The 18,242-nt window shown below is 60.1% G+C and carries 18 protein-coding genes and 1 tRNA gene; 9 read left to right on the forward strand and 10 right to left on the reverse strand.

The features are described from left to right. Nucleotides 1–5: 5 nt before the first annotated feature. Nucleotides 6–728: a YkgJ family cysteine cluster protein gene (locus tag J3L12_RS00755; RefSeq protein ID WP_243454777.1), complete on the forward strand. Its 723-nt coding sequence runs from the start codon at nt 6–8 to the stop codon at nt 726–728. Nucleotides 729–826: 98 nt separating this feature from the next. Here J3L12_RS00755 and J3L12_RS00760 read toward each other — a convergent pair whose 3' ends face one another. The 3 genes from J3L12_RS00760 to tilS form a co-directional block, all read right to left on the reverse strand. Continuing rightward, on the reverse strand, nt 827–1,234 hold the full coding sequence (locus J3L12_RS00760) for a YbjN domain-containing protein (RefSeq protein ID WP_208013124.1): 408 nt from the start codon (nt 1,232–1,234) through the stop codon (nt 827–829). 134 nt (nt 1,235–1,368) lie between these two features. Next, nucleotides 1,369–1,460, reverse strand: a tRNA-Ser gene (locus J3L12_RS00765). Nucleotides 1,461–1,582: 122 nt separating this feature from the next. Continuing rightward, nucleotides 1,583–3,091 carry a tRNA lysidine(34) synthetase TilS gene (gene tilS / locus J3L12_RS00770; RefSeq protein WP_208013278.1) on the reverse strand — a complete coding sequence of 503 codons (1,509 nt, stop codon included), beginning with the start codon at nt 3,089–3,091 and terminating at the stop codon, nt 1,583–1,585. Between the two features lie 66 nt (nt 3,092–3,157). Here tilS and J3L12_RS00775 point away from each other — a divergent pair, with 66 nt between their 5' ends. Beyond that, entirely contained in the window at nt 3,158–4,273 is a 1,116-nt protein-coding gene (locus tag J3L12_RS00775) for a tRNA pseudouridine(13) synthase TruD (RefSeq protein WP_208013125.1), read from the forward strand. Nucleotides 4,274–4,284: 11 nt separating this feature from the next. On the opposite strand, the gene J3L12_RS00780 is transcribed toward J3L12_RS00775, so the two are convergent. The 3 genes from J3L12_RS00780 to rplM all read right to left on the reverse strand — a co-directional run bounded on the left by J3L12_RS00780 (nt 4,285) and on the right by rplM (nt 5,654). After that, on the reverse strand, nt 4,285–4,755 hold the full coding sequence (locus tag J3L12_RS00780) for a DinB family protein (RefSeq protein ID WP_208013126.1): 471 nt from the start codon (nt 4,753–4,755) through the stop codon (nt 4,285–4,287). A gap of 72 nt (nt 4,756–4,827) precedes the next feature. Next, nucleotides 4,828–5,214: a 30S ribosomal protein S9 gene (rpsI, locus tag J3L12_RS00785; RefSeq protein ID WP_208013127.1), complete on the reverse strand. Its 387-nt coding sequence runs from the start codon at nt 5,212–5,214 to the stop codon at nt 4,828–4,830. Continuing rightward, the gene (rplM, locus tag J3L12_RS00790) at nt 5,214–5,654 is read right to left on the reverse strand and encodes a 50S ribosomal protein L13 (protein ID WP_208013128.1); all 441 of its coding nucleotides are present in this window, start codon (nt 5,652–5,654) and stop codon (nt 5,214–5,216) included. The genes rpsI and rplM overlap by 1 nt, the downstream gene beginning before the upstream one ends. A gap of 183 nt (nt 5,655–5,837) precedes the next feature. Here rplM and J3L12_RS00795 point away from each other — a divergent pair, with 183 nt between their 5' ends. The 4 genes from J3L12_RS00795 to lpdA all read left to right on the forward strand — a co-directional run bounded on the left by J3L12_RS00795 (nt 5,838) and on the right by lpdA (nt 12,215). Next, entirely contained in the window at nt 5,838–6,122 is a 285-nt protein-coding gene (locus J3L12_RS00795; protein ID WP_208013129.1) for a 4a-hydroxytetrahydrobiopterin dehydratase, read from the forward strand. Nucleotides 6,123–6,384: 262 nt separating this feature from the next. Beyond that, entirely contained in the window at nt 6,385–9,096 is a 2,712-nt protein-coding gene (locus J3L12_RS00800) for a 2-oxoglutarate dehydrogenase E1 component (RefSeq protein ID WP_208013130.1), read from the forward strand. 305 nt (nt 9,097–9,401) lie between these two features. Beyond that, nucleotides 9,402–10,610: a 2-oxoglutarate dehydrogenase complex dihydrolipoyllysine-residue succinyltransferase gene (gene odhB / locus J3L12_RS00805; RefSeq protein ID WP_208013131.1), complete on the forward strand. Its 1,209-nt coding sequence runs from the start codon at nt 9,402–9,404 to the stop codon at nt 10,608–10,610. A 222-nt stretch (nt 10,611–10,832) separates the two neighbouring features. Continuing rightward, entirely contained in the window at nt 10,833–12,215 is a 1,383-nt protein-coding gene (lpdA, locus tag J3L12_RS00810; protein WP_208013132.1) for a dihydrolipoyl dehydrogenase, read from the forward strand. Between the two features lie 345 nt (nt 12,216–12,560). Here the strand turns inward: lpdA and J3L12_RS00815 are convergent, their stop codons facing one another. The 3 genes from J3L12_RS00815 to J3L12_RS00825 form a co-directional block, all read right to left on the reverse strand. Continuing rightward, a complete protein-coding gene (locus tag J3L12_RS00815; RefSeq protein WP_208013133.1) occupies nt 12,561–13,190 on the reverse strand; it encodes a peroxidase-related enzyme in 630 nt (209 codons plus the stop codon). Between the two features lie 38 nt (nt 13,191–13,228). After that, nucleotides 13,229–13,642 carry a cobalamin B12-binding domain-containing protein gene (locus J3L12_RS00820; RefSeq protein ID WP_208013134.1) on the reverse strand — a complete coding sequence of 138 codons (414 nt, stop codon included), beginning with the start codon at nt 13,640–13,642 and terminating at the stop codon, nt 13,229–13,231. Nucleotides 13,643–13,871: 229 nt separating this feature from the next. Further along, nucleotides 13,872–14,354, reverse strand: a complete 483-nt coding sequence (locus J3L12_RS00825; RefSeq protein WP_208013135.1) for an SRPBCC family protein — start codon at nt 14,352–14,354, stop codon at nt 13,872–13,874. Between the two features lie 117 nt (nt 14,355–14,471). Between J3L12_RS00825 and trmFO the strand changes: the two genes are divergently transcribed. Next, a complete protein-coding gene (gene trmFO, locus J3L12_RS00830) occupies nt 14,472–15,806 on the forward strand; it encodes a methylenetetrahydrofolate--tRNA-(uracil(54)-C(5))-methyltransferase (FADH(2)-oxidizing) TrmFO (protein WP_208013136.1) in 1,335 nt (444 codons plus the stop codon). A gap of 133 nt (nt 15,807–15,939) precedes the next feature. Here the strand turns inward: trmFO and J3L12_RS00835 are convergent, their stop codons facing one another. Next, nucleotides 15,940–16,422 carry a hypothetical protein gene (locus J3L12_RS00835; protein WP_208013137.1) on the reverse strand — a complete coding sequence of 161 codons (483 nt, stop codon included), beginning with the start codon at nt 16,420–16,422 and terminating at the stop codon, nt 15,940–15,942. A gap of 76 nt (nt 16,423–16,498) precedes the next feature. Between J3L12_RS00835 and glmM the strand changes: the two genes are divergently transcribed. Then, a complete protein-coding gene (glmM, locus tag J3L12_RS00840; RefSeq protein WP_208013138.1) occupies nt 16,499–17,809 on the forward strand; it encodes a phosphoglucosamine mutase in 1,311 nt (436 codons plus the stop codon). Between the two features lie 16 nt (nt 17,810–17,825). After that, entirely contained in the window at nt 17,826–18,233 is a 408-nt protein-coding gene (locus tag J3L12_RS00845; RefSeq protein ID WP_208013139.1) for a thioesterase family protein, read from the forward strand. The last annotated feature ends 9 nt before the right edge of the window (nt 18,234–18,242 follow it).

Consider the following 18,242-nt stretch of genomic DNA (forward strand, 5'->3'; position numbering starts at 1 on the left):
CTGGCATGCGTATCATGGAAGTTATGAACCCGGACTTGCGGCAGGCGGTGGCTCGAGCGCACCAGAAGCTGGACACTCAGACCGAAGGCTATCTGGCTCAGCACGGCCTGAAAGTAAGCTGCCGCCAGGGCTGTTTTGCGTGTTGCTTTGCCTGGGTGGTGGTGGGGTTGGCCGAGGCCGCTTATCTGCGCGAACAGCTCGAGGCCCATCAACCACAAGTGCTCGTCCGCCTCGAGGCCGAGGGCCCCAAAAGGCTTACCCGCATAGCACAGCAAAAACATAGACCCGATTTTCCCACCCGGTACTTCCTGGAGGCCAACCCCTGTCCGCTGCTCACGCCGGAGGGGGCCTGCTCGGTGCATCCCCAGCGCCCCCTGGCTTGCCGGGGGGTACTGACCAACCTGTCCGCCCGTTACTGCGCACCTGGCGCAGTGCCCGAGCTCCGAGGCAAGGAGCGGGCTGCCTACCAAAGCCAGCTCAAACCCTGGCACGGCCCCGAGCACTACCTGAAGGCGCCCTGGCAGTATTCCGAACGTCTGGCGCAAAAGCTATGGGCCACAGAAAAGCAGGTACGCGGTTTTACCGTTGTGGGGGAGCTGGTAAGCCTGATTTACCTGCTAGGCCAACCCAACTTTCAAAAAGCCCTGGAAAATGGCTTGGCGGCTGTCAGGCAAGCGCTTACAAAGCGCGGGCTTCTGGGTGGGCGGTATGGGTTCTGGTTGGGTTAGAAACACAGCCTAGCGCTGGCTATTCAAGCCGGCCACTGTTCTGTCCAGGACAAAGTTTTTTACCTTGGATGACTCCGAAAGAATTCGAGAAAAGCAATCTACTCTATTAAGCCAGCATCAATCATGCGCATGTAGGAGAAAAAAAGCGTGACCTGGTCGCTGAAATCACGAATAAAGGCGTGGATGGCCTCGGGGGTGACCCCCTCGAGGCGCAGGTCGCTCTCGATGACCGGATCGTTATCGGCATCGAGGTAAGACTTGGTAAAGCGGTAGCGGCGATTCCAGTTGAGCAGGTGGCGGGGTTCTACCCGGTCAAAACCCGAAAACCCGGCCCGCAATTGCAAGCTTGTCACATGTGGCTCGCCGTAGGTGATGAGATGCCCGCGCAAACCACTGGGAAACTCCAGGCTGAACAGGTTTTCCTTGATCTGTTCGGCGCTAGCACCTAGCTGCTCGAGGAGGATGCGTACTTCTTCGGGGGTGACTTCGCGCAGAACCGTATCCATTGCTTTTCGGGTGAACCCAGGCGGCCTGATGAAGGGTGATGCTTGCAAAAAAGTGGTCTGACAACAGGTAGGGGTTGTTTGCCACCTGTCCCCTTAGCCCTGACCCTGTATCTATGGCCTGACTCCGGTGTTTCTGGCGGAGGAGGAGGGATTCGAACCCTCGATAGGGGGAACCCCCTATACCGGTTTTCGAGACCGGCCCGTTCAACCACTCCGGCACCCCTCCGTTCGGGTAAATCCGACAGGCCCGGCAGAGCCGAATAGAAACTTTAGCACAACTTGGTCGCAAAGTCACGGGTTTGCGCGGAGGGGGTCTTGTAAACCGTGCATTTTGGTTAATGCACAGATTTACTGAGAAGCACGTTTATGTGCAAAAAAGCCCCTCAGAAGCTTGGCTGACTCGCGTTCGAGCCAGCCGCCTTCCCAGTCGAAGGGTGGTTTCAGGCGATGGACTGTTACGGCCCCTGCCTTGAGGTTTTCTACGGCATATACCACCCGCTTCACCTGGGCCTCCATCAGAGCGCCGAAGCACATGGGGCAGGGCTCTAAGGTGACATAGACGGTGGCTCCTGGCAGCACCTTGGCTTGCTTTTTGAGCAGGGCTCTTTGTAGGGCCAGTAGCTCGGCGTGGGCGGTGGCGTCTTGGATGCGCTCCACCTCGTTGTGGGCGGTGGCCAGCTCTGTGCCGTCCCAGACCACCACCGCTCCAATGGGTACTTCGCCACTGCCCAAGGCCAGCCGAGCTTGCTCGAGGGCCGTGCGCATGTGCTCGAGGTCGTCCGACTCGGGCCAGAGGTTCCAGACTTCCTGTACGGTGTCGCCAACCGCTCGTACCGGCCAGACCTGCTTGAGCTCGGGTGGAACGCTGTGTTCGGTGAAAAAATCCACCAGCCGAACCCGGCCTTCCGGCAGGTCAATCTGGTCGCCCGGCTTGGGAAGCCTCGAGCCCCGCCAGGGGGGAAAGGCATCCACGATGGGCGGAATCAGGAACAGGGTGCCGTCGCGGCGGCGCACCTGCCAGCCTTCGGGTAGAGTGAAGGACTCGCCCTGCAAGGCTCGCTCGAGCTGGGTAATCCAGTTGGCTTCGGGTCGAAGCCCGATCTGCTCGAGCATCTGCCGCAAAGCTCGGCGCCGCAGCCCTGCCGGCGCCTGCAAGAGCGGGGCAATGCGATAGGCCGGACAGGGCCAGCGCCCGTCCCGCAGCAATAGTTGTCCGGCCAGCGGGTCAAGGGCCTCGTCGTCTACCTGCGAGATGGCGGCAAAACGGGCGAGAGAGGCGTTGGTTTGGGGAAAGCGATCTTTAAGCCTGGGAAAAATCTCATGGCGCAGAAAATTGCGGTCCATCGAGGTGTCAGCGTTGGTGATGTCCTCGAGCCAGTCCTGATTTTTGCTCCGAAGATAGGCCCGCAGCGTGCTGCGGCTGATTTCGAGCAGCGGGCGCACCACCTTGCCCCGTTTGGGTCGCATCCCCAGGCCCCGACCCGTGCCCTGCAATAGCTGTAACAGTACCGTTTCGGCCTGGTCGTCCTCGGTATGGGCGGTCAGGATGGCCTGAGCGCCGTGCTTTTTGGCTACCTTGGCCAGAAAACCATAGCGCAACTCCCGTGCGGTGGCCTCCAGGTTTTCCCCGCGCTCGCCCGCAATTCGGGCAACCTCGAGCCTTTCCGATTCGAAGGCATACCCCAGTCGTTCGGCCAGCGACTGTACCCACAGGGCATCTGCTGCAGAACCTTCGCGCAGGGCGTGATCGAGATGGGCTACCACCACCTTGCGAGGGGTTGAGGTTAGCAGCAGCAACAAGGCGACCGAGTCGCCGCCTCCCGATACCGCCGCTACCAGGCTGCCCTCCGGCACCATGCGGGTCAGATGGGTGGCAAACTGGGCTTCTAGCTGACTGGTATCCACCCCTATATGCTATCGGGTATGGCTTCTTTTCCCAATCTCCGCTTTGATTTCAATGCCTATCCCTATCTCACCCCGGATTTGCCTGGGCTGGACGGGGTGATTCGCCGCCAGCCCAGGGATTTTCAGGTTTTTGAGGTGCCCGCCTATAGCCCTCTGGGCCAGGGTGAGCATCTGTTGGTGTTGATAGAAAAAGAAGGCCTGACTACCCGGGCGGTATTTGAGTTTATGCGCGACCGGCTGCATATCAACGAGGCCCACATCGGGGTGGCGGGTCTGAAGGACAAGCACGCCCTGACCCAGCAGTGGTTTAGTATTCCAGCCCGCTACCAGGAGCGCCTGGAACGCCTGGCCGAGCTGGAGGGGGTGCGGGTGCTGGATTGGGGCCTGCACCCCCACAAGCTGCGGGTGGGACACCTGCGGGGCAACCACTTTCGCATCCTGATTCGACGAGGTTCACAGCAAGCCGGGCTAGAGCACGGGAGTGAGTCTGCATCTGCAAAAATGCGAGTCGAGGCCATTCTGCGGGCGCTCGAGCGCCAGGGAGTGCCCAACTACTATGGCCCCCAACGCTTTGGGATTGGCGGCATGAACCCCCTCAAGGGCTACGAGCTGGTCAAGCAAGGTAAGACACACGCCCCCTCCTGGCTCAAAAAATTTCTGCTCTCGAGCCTGCAAAGCCTCCTATTCAACGACTGGCTGGCCCTGCGCTTGGAAATGGGGCTTTTTGGTCAGGTGATTGAAGGGGACGTGGCCAAAAAACACGGTACCGGTGGGGAGTTTGTGGTGGAGGATGCGGCCCTGGAAAACCCACGGGCATTGCGCTTTGAAATCAGCGCTACGGGCGCTCTGTACGGCAAAAAATACCGCGAGGCCGAGGGGCCGGCCCGTGCCCTCGAGGATCAGATTTTGCAGAGGTATGCGCTGGAACGCCACCATTTTGCTACGCGCCGCGGGGATCGCCGCCTGATTCGCTTTCCCCTGATGGAATCCCGTGTGGAGGAGACTGCCGAGGGCCTCTGGATCAGTTTTTTTCTGCCCAAAGGGGCTTACGCTACCACTGTGCTGCGCGAGGTCATGAAGAGGAACCCCGAGGAAGCTGAGGTGGAGAGTGAATCGGAAGAATCTGATGCCTAGCGAGGAAAATTTCAAAGCCTGAAAAACCCGATCCAATGTGCCGAAGGGGGCTTTAGACCCAGCATTCTAAACTGGCCGGCCAGCTGGCCTCGGTGGAAGTGGGCGTGACTGGTAAAGTGCAGGACTATCTCGGTGACGGTATTAGTGGCGGTTCCGCCGGTGAAGTGATAGGTAACCCTGGCCTCGGGGTCGGCGGTGGTGAGCCAGTCCTGTCTTCTGGATGCCAGCCGTCGCCAGAACTCGTACAAGCCCATAATGTCTGTCGGGCTAGCCGGAAAGCTGGCCGCTGGGTTGCCCAGAAGCCGCTCGAGCCAGACCGTTTCGGCCCCGACCATGTGGGCCGTGGTCGCCAAAATGCTGGGGAAAGAGCCCCCGACCTCTTGACGGGCCTGCTCGGGGGGTAACTCCTGCAAGGCAGGCCACCACTTTTCCCAGAGCCAGTCGTTTGCATCCACCATTCGCTTTAGCTCGGCTTTGTTCATACCCCAGATTACGTCTCCGATTAGACGAAAAAAAGCCCCCACCGCTCGGGTGGGGGTGCGTAGGAGTGATGCCTAGCGCTTGCTGTACTGTGGCGCACGGCGGGCTTTGTGCTTGCCGTACTTTTTGCGCTCGACTTCGCGGGGGTCGCGCGACAGCAGCCCTGCAGGCTTGAGCTTGGCGCGCAGGTCGCTGTTGTAGTTGACCAGGGCGCGGGCAATGCCGAGCTGAATGGCGTCTACCTGTCCGGCTTTGCCGCCGCCTTTGACGGTAATGTAGGCATCGAAGCGGTTGCTGACATCTACCCGGCGCAGGGGTTCCAAGGCCGACACCGCCTTGACCAGGCCGCCGAAGTAGTCGGCAAAAGCCACTCCATTGACCTCAACCTTGCCACTGCCGGGGCGTAAAAAAACCCGTGCCACACTGGTTTTACGACGGCCCGTGCCGTAATACTGTTCCATTACTTGACCTCCATCTTGACGGGTTTCTGGGCCGCATGGGGATGGCTTGCACCAGCATAGACCTTTAGACGGCGGAACATGATGTTGCCCAGGGTGCCTTTGGGAAGCATACCCTTGACCGCATGCTCCACGGCCTTGACCGGCTTTTCGGCCAGCATCACCGCACCTACGGTGCGCTTGAGGCCACCGGGGTAGCCAGAGTAGCGGGTATAAACCTTGGTGCGGGGCTTGGAGCCCTTCAGAACCACCTTGTCGGCATTGATGACCACCACACAATCGCCCGTGGCCATGTTGGGGGTAAAGTCGGGCTTGTGCTTGCCGCGCAAGACCGCTGCAATCTTGGAGGCTACCCGTCCAATGGGCTGCCCTTCGGCGTCAATCAGAACCCAACCGGGCTCTTTTGGTTCAGGAACAAACGTCTTGAACACTGCTTTCTCCATTTTGCGCCAGCGCCTACCAACGCTGTTGCAGACTTTGATTTGCTTTTGTTTGGGCAGATCGGGGAAATCACCCAAAAAAAGCGCCAACGGGGAGTATAGCACACTTTTTTACGGTCTTGCAAACGCAAAATGGAGGCGATGCTCCAAGGGTAACTGGGATTGGCAAGCTAAGGAGGGGGTTTTATGGTGACCAAACTGGACGAAGTGGCCATTCGGAGTGCTCTGGAGGATCTGCCTGGGTGGGTCTTGGTGGAGGGCAGGCTTGAGAAAACCTTCACCTTTGACTCTTATGCAGAGGGTGTGGCCTTTGCAGTGAAAGTGGCGTTGTACGCTGAAAAAGCCGATCACCATCCAGACAGCCTGGAAATCATGTGGGGTAAGGTTAGGGTAGCCTACGTGACCCACTCGGCGGGTGGGGTCACCCGGCTCGACCTCGAGGCGGCAGCGCAGATCGATACCCTTGCCTAGTACGAGTAGGCAGCAGTACTTCATTGGACAGATAACCCTAAGCCCTTCAAAGATAATCGCACTCTTCACAGACGTGGCAGCCCACGAAAACGAGAAGGGACAAGCAGGCGTGCCTCACCGGGGTGAGACATGCTTGTCTGCGTTGCGTCTGGGCATAGACGCATGTTGCGCAACAAGGGCGTGAAAAGGTACTTCCTGCTTTCTCATAGCTTCTTGACACGTTTTGTCTGCAATAAACCTTGTAGACTGTAAACCTGTGAGTATGGAACACACAGTAGACAGTTCAAACCTGGCTTTTTTAGAGGCGCTCTACCGCGAGTACGAGCAAAACCCTTCATCCGTGCCGCCGGAGTGGTCTAGCTACTTCAAGGCTGTTCAGGCTGAGCCAGCAGGTGGCAACGGTGCGCTGATGCAACGAGAACCTTTGAACGAGGCCTCAGTCTCTGAACTGGCTTCGTTTTTCTTGCGGGCGGTTCGCTTCTTGCGTACTTACCGGGAACGTGGTCATCTGGTAGCGCGAATTGACCCCCTGGAACGCGAACGCCGTACCCCACCTGAACTGGATCCCAGCTTTTTCGGCCTGAGCGAAGCTGATCTGGATCGTCCTGTGCCGGCGGAGCTGGGTGCGCCTACGTTGCGGGCTGTGCTCGAGCAGTACAAAGCTCGCTACGGCGGTACAGTGGGTATCGAGTACGGCCACCTGGACGACCCGGCGGTGCGTAACTGGATTGAGGCGCGTCTGGCCGCAGGGTTTGCCCGGCCCACACCGGAGCAGAAACGAAAAATCCACGAGCGGCTCATGCAAGCCACGCTGTTCGAGGAGTTCTTGCAAAAGAAATACCTGGGGGCTAAGACCTTTAGCCTGGAAGGCACCGAATCCCTGATTCCCCTGCTAGATCTGACCCTCGAGAACGCGGCCAAGCATGGGGTGATAGAGGTGGTGATGGGGATGGCCCACCGGGGCCGCCTGAACGTGCTGGCCAATGTGGTTAGAAAGCCCCTGCGGGACATTTTCCTGGAGTTTGAGGAGCACTTCCCCGAAGGCTACCACGGCGACGTGAAGTACCACCTGGGCTACTCCAACGACCTGCCAACCGCCTACGGTAACGTACACCTTTCCCTGAACTTCAACCCCTCGCACCTCGAGTTCGTTGCGCCGGTGGCGATGGGACGCACCCGCGCCAAGCAAGACCGCTTTGGGGATCGCAAGCGCGAAAAGGGTATGTTGCTACTGGTTCACGGAGATGCCGCCTTCATAGGCGAGGGCATTGTGCAAGAAACCCTGAACATCTCGGGGATTCCGGCCTACACCGTAGGGGGTGCGGTGCATATCATCCTGAACAACCAGGTGGGCTTCACCACCGAGCCGCACGAATACACGGCGGGGCGCTACTCCACCGAGATTGCCAAGATGCTCGAGTCCCCCATCTTCCACGTCAACGCCGAAGACCCTGAGGCGCTGGTGGGGGTGGTGGAGCTGGCCATGGAGTTCCGCAAGACCTTTAAGCGCGATGTGTTCATTGACCTGATTGGCTACCGCAAACGCGGCCACAACGAGACCGATGAGCCCAGCTTCACCCAGCCCGACATGTACCGCCGCATTGCGGCCAAGAAGCCCCTGTACCTGAGCTACCAGGCCAAGTTGGAAGCGGAGGGCATCTGCACCAAGGACGCTTGCAACCTATTGGCGAAGCAGTACCAGGACACCCTCGAGGCCGCCTTTTCGGGGGCTCGCCGTGAACCTACCCCCACCCGCCCTCCTGCAGGCGGCGGGGTGTGGAAGGGTTATTTGGGCGGCCCCGAAGAAGGGGTGCCCGACCCCGAAACCGGAGTTCCCATGGAAAAGCTCTCGGCCCTGATGGAAAGCCTGACCCGCCTGCCTGAGGGGTTCAACCTGCACCCCAAGCTCACCAAGTTTGTGGAGGGTCGGCGCGAGATGGGCCAGAACAAGCGGCCTCTGGACTGGGCCTCTGCCGAGATGCTGGCTTTTGCCTCGCTGGCGGTGGAGGGTCATCCGGTTCGAATCTCCGGTCAGGACGTGATTCGCGGCACCTTTACCCAGCGTCATGGGGGTTATACCGACCATATTACGGGCGAGAGATATATCCCTGCCAACCACCTGGCCGAGGGTCAGGCGCCGGTGGAGCTTTACAACTCTGCGCTATCCGAGGCGGGCGTGCTGGGGTTCGAGTACGGCTACAGCCTGGACATGCCCGAGGCGCTGGTGGGCTGGGAGGCGCAGTATGGCGATTTTGTGAATACGGCCCAGGTGATTATTGACCAGTTCATAGCCTCGGCGGAAGCCAAGTGGAGCCGCTTGTCGGGCATTGTGATGCTGCTTCCGCACGGCATGGAGGGGGGTGGCCCTGAACACAGCAGCGCCCGCCTCGAGCGCTTCCTCCAGCTCTGCTCCAACGACAACATGCAGGTGGCCTACCCCACCACCCCTGCACAGTACTTCCACCTGCTGCGCCGCCAGGTGGTGCGCCCCTGGCGCAAGCCCCTGATCGTCATGACCCCCAAGAGCCTGCTGCGCAACCCGGACGCGGTATCGAGGCTCGAGGAGCTCTCGCAAGGCCGCTTCCAGCGGGTGCTTTCCGGGAACCCCAGCCCTAAAATCAAGCGGGTGGTGCTCTGCTCGGGCAAGGTTTACTACGACCTCGAGGCCGCCCGGCGGGCCGCAGGCAAGGATGACGTGGCCCTCATCCGCCTTGAACAGCTTTATCCTTTCCCGATGAAGGAGCTCGAGGCCGCCCTGGCGCTCTACTCGGCCAAAACCGAGGTCATCTGGACGCAGGAGGAACCCGCCAATATGGGGGCCTGGTGGTTCATTCGGGCCCGCTTTGGCGACCGGATGTTTGGCCACCCCTTGGGTGTGGTGGCCCGTCCAGAGTCCAGCAGCCCGGCGGTGGGCTCCAAGAAAGTGCACGACAAGGAGCAGAAGGCAATCGTATCGGCAGCCCTCGGGTTGTAGTACCAGTCCGGTTGGTTCGTGACCGAACGGTGACTTATCAACCCGGCCAACGGGAGTGTTCTGGGATTCAAAAATGGCAGCTAAAGAACTTTTTGATTATCTCAACTGCCTTTTTGAATCTGGCAAAAGGGGTTCTGGGCCTCGAAATCAAGCGCCATCAAGCGAGATCGAAAAAGGGTTTCAGGTTCAGCGCGTGTAAAGGAGAATTCCCTCTTACCGCTATCCTGCACCCGGAGCGCTGGGCCCTCATTTGAAGTAAAGTTGTACAGGTTAAGGTGCTGCGGCACCCCTGAACGGGAGGCAACATGGCCTTGGAACTCAAAATTCCAGCAGTGGGAGAATCCATCACCGAAGTTGAAATTGGACAGTGGCTCAAGAAGGAGGGCGAAGTGGTGGGGGCAGACGAGCCCCTGGTTGAACTGGTGACCGACAAGGCCACCCTGGAGCTACCCTCGCCCGTCCAGGGCCGTTTGACTAAAATTCTCATCCCCAGTGGACAGGCCAAAGTGGGGGATGTGGTGGCGTTATTGGAGGAAGGGGCTGTTACTGTAAGCAGCCCACCTGCCCAGCCTGCCCCTGCCCCGGCGCCCAGCCAGCCTGCTGCTGCGGTGACCGAAGCTAAGGTGATGCCGTCTGCCGAGCGCCTGGCCACCCAGGCCGGCATTCAGGCGGCAAGCCTGCCCGGAACCGGCCCCGGAGGACGGGTACTGAAAGAAGATGTGCAGCGGGCGGTTACGGCCCCTGCTGCCCCGGTAGCGCCGCCTCCCACGCCCCTGCCCTCGAGCCCCCCCACGCCGGTGGTGGCCAAAGGTGAGCGACGCGACGAAGTGGTGCCCATGACCCCCCTGCGCCGGCGCATTGCTGAGCGCCTGCTCTCCGCCAAACAGAACACCGCCATGCTCACTACCTTCAACGAGGCCGACATGGGCATGGTCATGGAGCTGCGGAAAGAATACGGTGAGGCCTTTCAAAAGAAATACGGGGTCAAGCTCGGCTTCATGAGTTTCTTTGTCAAGGCCGTTACCCAGGCCCTGCAAGAAATCCCGCAACTGAATGCCGAAATTCGAGGTAGCGACATCGTCTATCACCGTTATTACGACATCGGGATTGCTGTAGGGGGTGGCGAAGGGCTGGTGGTGCCGGTTATTCGCAACACCGACCTGCTCAGCATGGCCCAGATCGAGGCCATCATTGCCGACTATGGCGAGCGGGTGAGGGCCAAGAAAATCAAGCCCGAAGAGCTGATGGGAGGCACCTTCACCATTACCAACGGCGGCATTTATGGCTCGCTCAACTCCACGCCCATCATCAACCCACCGCAGGTGGGTATCCTGGGTATGCACGCCATAGTCGAGCGCCCGGTAGCCAAAAACGGCACCGTGGTGATCCGCCCCATGATGAACCTGGCCCTCTCCTACGACCACCGCATCGTAGACGGGCGCGAGGCCGTGACCTTCCTTAAGCGGGTCAAGGAGCTGATTGAGAACCCGGTGCGACTGGCTCTGGAAGTCTAGTATGCCCTCAGGCGCTTGTCATTTGCATCATGTGGACTTGGCTACAGTCCCCTCACCCGGCGACACCGGGTCATCATCAGAAGCGTTAGTGAGTACCGAGCTAAAGGGCAGTGTCGTCACCCTTTCCCGCAGGGGGGAGAGGAAAAGGGGAAAACGATAAAAGCCGGGTTTACCTTTGGCCGGCGGCAAAAGGTGGTTAGCTACGTAACAAGCTGAGGTGTTATGCCAAAACATCAACTGGTGGTAATCGGAGCGGGGCCGGGCGGCTATGTCGCAGCCATCAAAGCTGCCCAGCTTGGGCTGGATGTGGCCTGCATCGAAAAGGAGCAGGCCCTTGGGGGCACCTGCTTACGGGTGGGTTGTATTCCATCAAAGGCGTTGCTCGAGGCCAGCGAGAAAATCCATGCAGCAAAGCTTAACCAAATCATCGGGGTTAAGATCGGCCAGGCCGAGCTTGACCTGACCGCCCTGATGGCCCACAAGGACAAGGTGGTCAAGGCCAATACAAGCGGCATTGACTATCTCTTCAAGAAAAATAAGGTGACCCGTTACCTGGGGCATGGCAAAATTGTCGCACCCCACAAGGTGGTGGTCGAGGGGCCGGAGGGCGTGCAGGAGCTCGAGGCCGAACGCATCCTGATTGCTACCGGCTCCAAAGTGGCTCCGTTGAAGGGGGTTGCGCTCGACTACGACATTGTGGGTACCTCCGACCAGGCCATTGCCTACCCCAAGGTGCCCGAGACCCTGGTGGTGATTGGGGGTGGGGTGATTGGCCTCGAGCTGGGCTCGGTCTGGAACCGCCTGGGCTCCAAGGTCACCGTACTGGAGTACCTCCCCACCATTCTGGGGGGGATGGATAGCGAGATCGCCAAAGCCGCTGAGAAAGTTTTCAAAAAACAGGGCCTGGATATCCGCACCGGTGTGCGGGTGACCGCGGCCTATGCCAGGGACGGCAAAGGTGTTGTGGAGTACGAAGGTGGAGAATCCCTGGTAGCCGACCGGGTACTGCTGGCAACCGGGCGGGTGCCCAACACCGATGGACTGGGTTTGGAGAACGTGGGGCTTTCCACCGATGAACGAGGCCGCATCCCGGTCAATGCCCATTACCAGACCGCCGTACCCAGCATCTTTGCCATTGGCGATGTGATAGCGGGCCCCATGCTGGCCCACAAAGCCGAGGAAGAAGGTTATGCTGCGGTGGAGTACATGGTGACGGGTTATGGCCATGTTGACTACAACTCCATTCCCAACGTGGTCTACACCCACCCGGAAATCGCCTCGGTGGGTAAAACCGAGGAGGAACTCAAGGCCGCCGGAGTCCCTTACAAGAAGGGTTCATTTCCCTTCACTGCCAATGGCCGCGCCAGGGCCATGAACGACACCGATGGCTTCGTCAAAATTCTGGCCCACGCCGAGACCGACCGGATTCTGGGTGTTCACATCATCGGTCCCAGAGCAGGTGACCTGATCGCCGAGGCGGCGGTCGCCATGGCCTTCCATGCTTCCGCGGAAGACCTAGCGCGGGCTTCCCATGCCCACCCCACGCTGGCAGAGGCGCTAAAGGAGGCGGCGCTGGCGACCTGGGACAAGCCCATTCACATTTAGAGCGCTTCCCTTCTCCCCTTGCGGGAGAAGGTGGCGACACCCCGCCAGCAGTTGAGGAGAATAGTGCCTGAGACGTCACTTACTGCATCTGGGGTGCGCCGGATGAGGGGTACAGGAAAGCCACTCAAGAATAACCATCCAGGTAAATTCGGTATCAGGCTACCTCGGCCCTCTTGCTAGAAGATTTGCAAACCCCAGCGCCAGAATGAGTACCATACCCAACGCCCATAAAGGGAAAGTGCTGGAAACCCAACCCTGCCACTGGGCAAGATAAACCAACCCACCCACCAGTACTGCGATCAGTGCCCACAGACCAAATGGCTTCAAACCTTCCATACGAACAGTCTACTTTTTGCTACGGTGCTGATAGTAGTACACCTCGTTAGGAACCCAGCCCATGGCGTTGGCGATGCGGTTGGTGAAGTTGAACATAGCGGCCACCTGAGCCGCTTCAAAAATGGCCTCATCGGAAAGCCCGATAGCCCGCAGCATCTGCACATCGGCAGAACTCATCACCGCGGAGTCTACCGTGATCTGATGGGCGAACTCCAGGAGCGCATGTTCTCTGGGGGTCAGGTGGGCCCGGCGGTAGTTGGCGGCGAGGACATCGGGTAACACGGGGTCGCCGGTAATCTCGCGCAAATAGGCCGAGTGCGAGGCCAGGCAGTACTCACACTCGTTGGCTGAGGATACCACCACCGCAATCATCTCCCGTTCTTTGCGGCTCAGGTGGCTCTGGTCTTCGTTGCGCATTAGGAAGTCGTAGTAACGGAACCAGCGCAGGAAGTGCTCCGGCGTGAGGGCAAAGTTGCGGGCGACATTGGGTACAAAGCCCGTTTTTTCCTGGAACTTGCCGAACAAAACCCGCACTTCCTCCGGGAGTTCACTCTCCTCCGGAACCCTAACCCAGGCCGTGGGCTGGGACTTCGACTTGGTTTTACTAGCGGTTTTTTTGACCTTGGTGGACTTTGCCATAGGGCTTCTCCGAGAGAATGTCGTTTGTAGGGATAGGTTCAACCCTGGGTGGCCCAGCGCTCAGGGGTGGCTTTCTTCAAGAAGTCCACGATGTCCTGGGTGCTGGTACCAGGGCCGAAAACACCAGCTACGCCCATTTCTTTGAGGTGGGGTACGTCTTCATCGGGAATGATGCCACCCCCGAAAAGCAAAATATCGTCCGCGCCCTGCTCCTTGAGGAGTCTTCGCACCTCGCTGAAGTAGTGCATATGGGCGCCCGAGAGCACCGACAGGCCAATGGCGTCCACGTCTTCTTGCAGGGCTGCCGAGACGATCATCTCGGGGGTTTGTCGCAGGCCTGTATAGATGACCTCCATCCCGGCATCACGCAGAGCCCTGGCTACCACCTTGGCCCCCCGGTCGTGGCCATCTAGGCCCGGTTTGGCAATGAGCACACGAATTCTTCTGTCCATGACCCTATCTTACGGGATGAGAGTGTAAAGCTGCCAGGTACGAAATCCCCAGAAGCAGACGTTTACTGTTTTTCGCGTCCCCTAGCCTGGACAGAACAGTAGTCGTCAGCACAGGCGACTGAATTTGTGCAACGCTGCAAATGGGGTGGTGCGGTACTCCGATACGACCCCGAGGCTCAAGCGCTATTGCTGGCGGATTCTATATCGCCCGTTTTGGAGCAGTCTGGATTCAGGTCAGGGCGGTGGATAGCCCTTGCGCTCGATGGGTTTTCTCCAGGTGGGCCTTGAACTGTTCAAAAGTCACCTTGAGCAGCTTGTTGGGCTCGCCAAATACGCTGGCATACCAGTCGGCAGCCTTGTCCAGCAAAGGAGAGTCGTAGTGAGGGTGGCCCTCAAATAGAAGCTCGAGGTGGGTGGTGCCGTCCGGCAGTTCGTCCAGACGCAGCCAGCCTGAAATTTCCAGGTTGTGGGGCACACCCGGCACACTGCGGAAGGCCAAAAACTCCGGGGGCCTGCGCTCGGTAGCCTCGGCCACCCAAACCAGGTCTACCGGGGGCTGACCCCTAGCCTTGAAGCGCCAGGCCGAACCTACCCGGCTCACTTCCTTGATGGCCTTGGCCCAGGTAGGCCAGCTCGAGAAATCCTGAAAAGCGGCCCAGACCGCCTCGCGGGGTGCTTGAATGTTGAGTACCAGCTCCTCCCTGAAACGCATAACTACCTCCCTTTGTGCTTCGGCACACGTTGGAAAGAGGTCGGCTCGGGTTTTGGAACGCTTACATTTTGCCGCAAGAGTGTGTACGTAAGATGAAGCCTGATATACACTTCAGAGATGACGCGGGTTCATGTAATTGGAGCCGGTTTGTCGGGGGTGGAGGCCGCCTACACTGCAGCCCGCCTGGGGGTTCAGGTCAGGTTATACGAGATGCGGCCTGCGCGCATGACCCCGGCCCACCAGACCCCTCGTTTTGCCGAGCTGGTTTGCTCGAATAGCCTGGGCGGCGAGGGCGAGACCAACGCCAAAGGGCTCCTGCAAGCCGAGATGCGGGCGGCGGGTTCCCTGGTGATGCACGCGGCGGATCGGCACCGGGTACCCGCAGGGGGTGCGCTGGCGGTAGAGCGGGAAGGTTTCTCGCAGGAGATAACCGAGCTGCTCGAGGCCCATCCCCGGATTGAGGTCATCCGAGAGGAGCTGCAAAGCATTCCCACCGACGGCGTTACCGTACTGGCTACCGGCCCCCTGACCTCTGACGCCCTGGCCGAGCACCTGCGCTCGTTGCTGGGCGACGAGTTCCTGGGCTTCTACGACGCCGCTGCGCCGGTGGTGCTGGGCGAGAGCATCAACCTGGAAGTCGCCTACCGCGCCGGTCGCTATGGTCAGAGCGCGGATTACCTCAATTGCCCCCTGAACGAAGAGCAGTACCGACACTTCTACGAAGTGCTGACCCAGGCCCGTCGACACACGCCGCACGACTGGGAGAAGCTCGAGTTCTTCGAAGGCTGCATGCCCATCGAAGAGATCGCCCGCCGAGGCTACGATACCCCCCGCTTTGGCCCCATGAAGCCGGTGGGCTTGCCCGATCCCAGAACCGGCCAGGAACCCTATGCTGTGGTGCAACTGCGCGCCGAGGATCGGCGGGGTCAGATGTGGAGCCTGGTCGGCTTCCAGACTGGTCTCAAATGGGGCGACCAGAAGAGTGTGGTGCAAAGCATCCCGGGCCTGGAGAATGCCGAGATTGTGCGTTATGGCGTGATGCACCGCAATACCTATCTGTGCGCGCCCCGGCTGATCGAACCCACCTTACAGTTTCGAATGCGCCGCCATCTGTTGGTGGCCGGGGTACTGAGCGGGGTGGAGGGTTACCTCGAGTCCGCCGCAACAGGTTTCCTGGCGGGCCTTAACGCCGCCCGACTGGCCCTGGGCCAAGAACCCCTGCTGCCCCCCGAAGAGACCATGCTGGGCGGCCTGGTGCGCTACCTCTCGAGCGCCAACCCCGACAACTTTCAGCCCATGAACGCCAACTGGGGGCTGGTTCCTGCTGATACTGGCAAAGGTAAAAAAGCCGAGAAGCGGGCCCGGATGTTCCAGCGCGGTTTGCAGTCTTTTCGGGAATGGGTTGCTCGGGCAATGCCTGCCGAGCCGGTGGATCATGCCGTCTTTACTTGAAAATTTTGGGAGGTGGCGTGTAGGGGGTAGGGGACAGGTGTTGGTGGCTAACTACCTCCTACCAACCACTCCTACTGTGCTTATCGTCGAGAGTTGATAATGCACCCAAAAATGGGCCTAAGCACACCACTTGCTAGCGTGGAAATACCGGCAGATTCAGGGTAGCCAGGCTGGCATAATCCACCTTCCAGCCCTGCTCTGCAAAGAACAGCCGGGCCGTGCTGCTGCGTTGCAGAGTTGTGCCGTTCAGTACAGCGGTAAGCCGGAAGCGGATGGTTGCCTGGTTGCCCGAGACCTGCGTTTGTACTCCACTCAACTCAAAGTTACGGAGGCTGGCTTCGCTGCGGCCAAAGCTGGGGGTGGGGTTTTGCAGGAAGCGTTCGCTCCAGGCCGGGTCGTTACATTTAAGGCCCTCGAACACCTGTCGCAGGGCGTTCTCGGCCAAGAGCGCCGAAGCCTGGGGGCGCTGGTTGGGGTCGGGGCGGGAGATGGCTTCCACAGCGGCCCTGGCCCAGTGGCAGGGCGGCACGTCCAAAAACGGCGAGGTGCCAGCCGGGGGCTGACCCTGTGCCAGGGCCAGGCTGCCCAGAAGCAAAAGAGCAAGAATTTTTTTCATGTTTCAACCCTGGCAGACCGGAGCCCTTCTCACAAGTGAACCCAACACCTTTGGGTATGGGTATAAACTGTGCGAGATGGAACGGAAGTACTTTGGAACCGATGGGGTGCGGGGGGTGGCGGGGGAGCCCCCGCTCACGCCTGAATTTGTACTCAAGCTGGGTCAGGCTGCCGGTGCATTTTTCAAAAGCACGGTCAAGAGGCCGGTGATTCTGCTGGGCAAGGATACCCGCCAGTCCTGCGATATGCTCGAGGCCGCCCTGGCTGCCGGGCTGATGTCCCAGGGGGTGCGGGTGGAGCACCTGGGCGTGCTGCCGACCCCCGGCGTGGCCTACCTGGCCCGTGCGCTGGGGGCTACCGCCGGGGTGATGATCTCGGCCAGCCACAACCCCTACCAGGACAACGGCATCAAGTTCTTCAGCGCCGCTGGCGACAAACTGCCCGACGAGGCCGAGGCCGAGATTGAGGGACTGCTCGACCGGGCCTTCAAGACCGATGGCATCGGTACGGTCTCCGACTTCCGCGAGGCCGAGCGGATGTATCTGGACTTTCTGGCTTCCAAGGGCGGTAGCCTGGAAGGGCTCAAGGTCGCCCTCGATACTGCCAACGGGGCTACTTTTCGCCTGGCGCATCGGCTGTTTCAGCGGTTGGGGGCCGAGGTCTTTGTGATGTTCAACACCCCCGATGGGCGCAACATCAACAAGGGCTGTGGCTCCACCCACCCGGAGTTTTTGCGGCAGCAGGTGGTGGAGATGGGCTTCGACGTGGGGGTGGCCTTCGATGGCGACGGTGACCGGGCCATCCTGGTAGACCGCCGGGGGCGCGAGTTCCACGGCGACCACGTGTTGTACCTGAATGCCATGGTTCGGTGCGAGCCGGGGGTGGTGGGCACCCTGATGAGCAACATGGGCCTCGAGGTCAAGCTGCGAGAAGCCGGTATCAACTTCTACCGCACCGCTGTAGGCGACCGCTACGTCTACGAGAAGCTCAAAGCCTCGGCCCTCACCCTGGGCGGTGAGCAGAGCGGCCATGTGCTGTTCCTCGACCACGCCCCTACCGGCGACGGCATGCTCACGGCTATCCTGACCCTGAAGGCCATGCGCGAGTCCGGGCGCGACCTGGCCGAATGGTACGAGGCCCTGCCGATGTACCCCCAGCTCCTCAAAAACGTGCGGGTACGCGATAAGCACAGCCTGATGAAAAACAGCGAGCTTCACGCAGCCATCCAGCAGGCCGAAAGCCAGCTGGCCGGTCAGGGCCGGGTCAACGTGCGGCCCTCGGGCACCGAGTCGCTGGTGCGGGTAATGGTGGAAGGCCCAGCAGAACTGATCGAGAAGGTTTCGGCGGAGCTGGTTGCTACCGTAGAGCGCCTCGACAGCGCGTCCTGACGGCCAGGGGGCTCTTATGACGGTTCGCCTTCCCATCACCGTTCGCTACGCCGAGACCGATGCCATGGGCGTGGTGCACCACAGCAGCTATGTGGTCTGGCTCGAGGCCGCCCGGGTGGAGTGGCTCGAGCAGATCGGCCTGCCCTACACCCAGATCGAAGCCCAGGGACTGGCTTTTGCGGTCATTGAACTTGGCCTGACCTACCGCAACCCGGCCCGCTTCGGGGATCGGGTCGAGGTCGAGACCTGGCTCTCAGAGGCTTCCTCTCGCACCCTGCGCTACCGGTACCGGGTGTGGCGGGGTGAAACCTTACTGGCCGAGGGTTTTACAAGGCATCTTTGTCAGGATGCACGGGGCAAGGCGGTGCGAATCCCGCAGAACATTGCAGACCCCCTGGCGGCACACCTGCGTCCGTCGAGCTGAAAATTCCCA

This window comes from Meiothermus sp. CFH 77666 (assembly GCF_017497985.1).
Taxonomy (GTDB): Bacteria; Deinococcota; Deinococci; order Deinococcales; family Thermaceae; genus Meiothermus.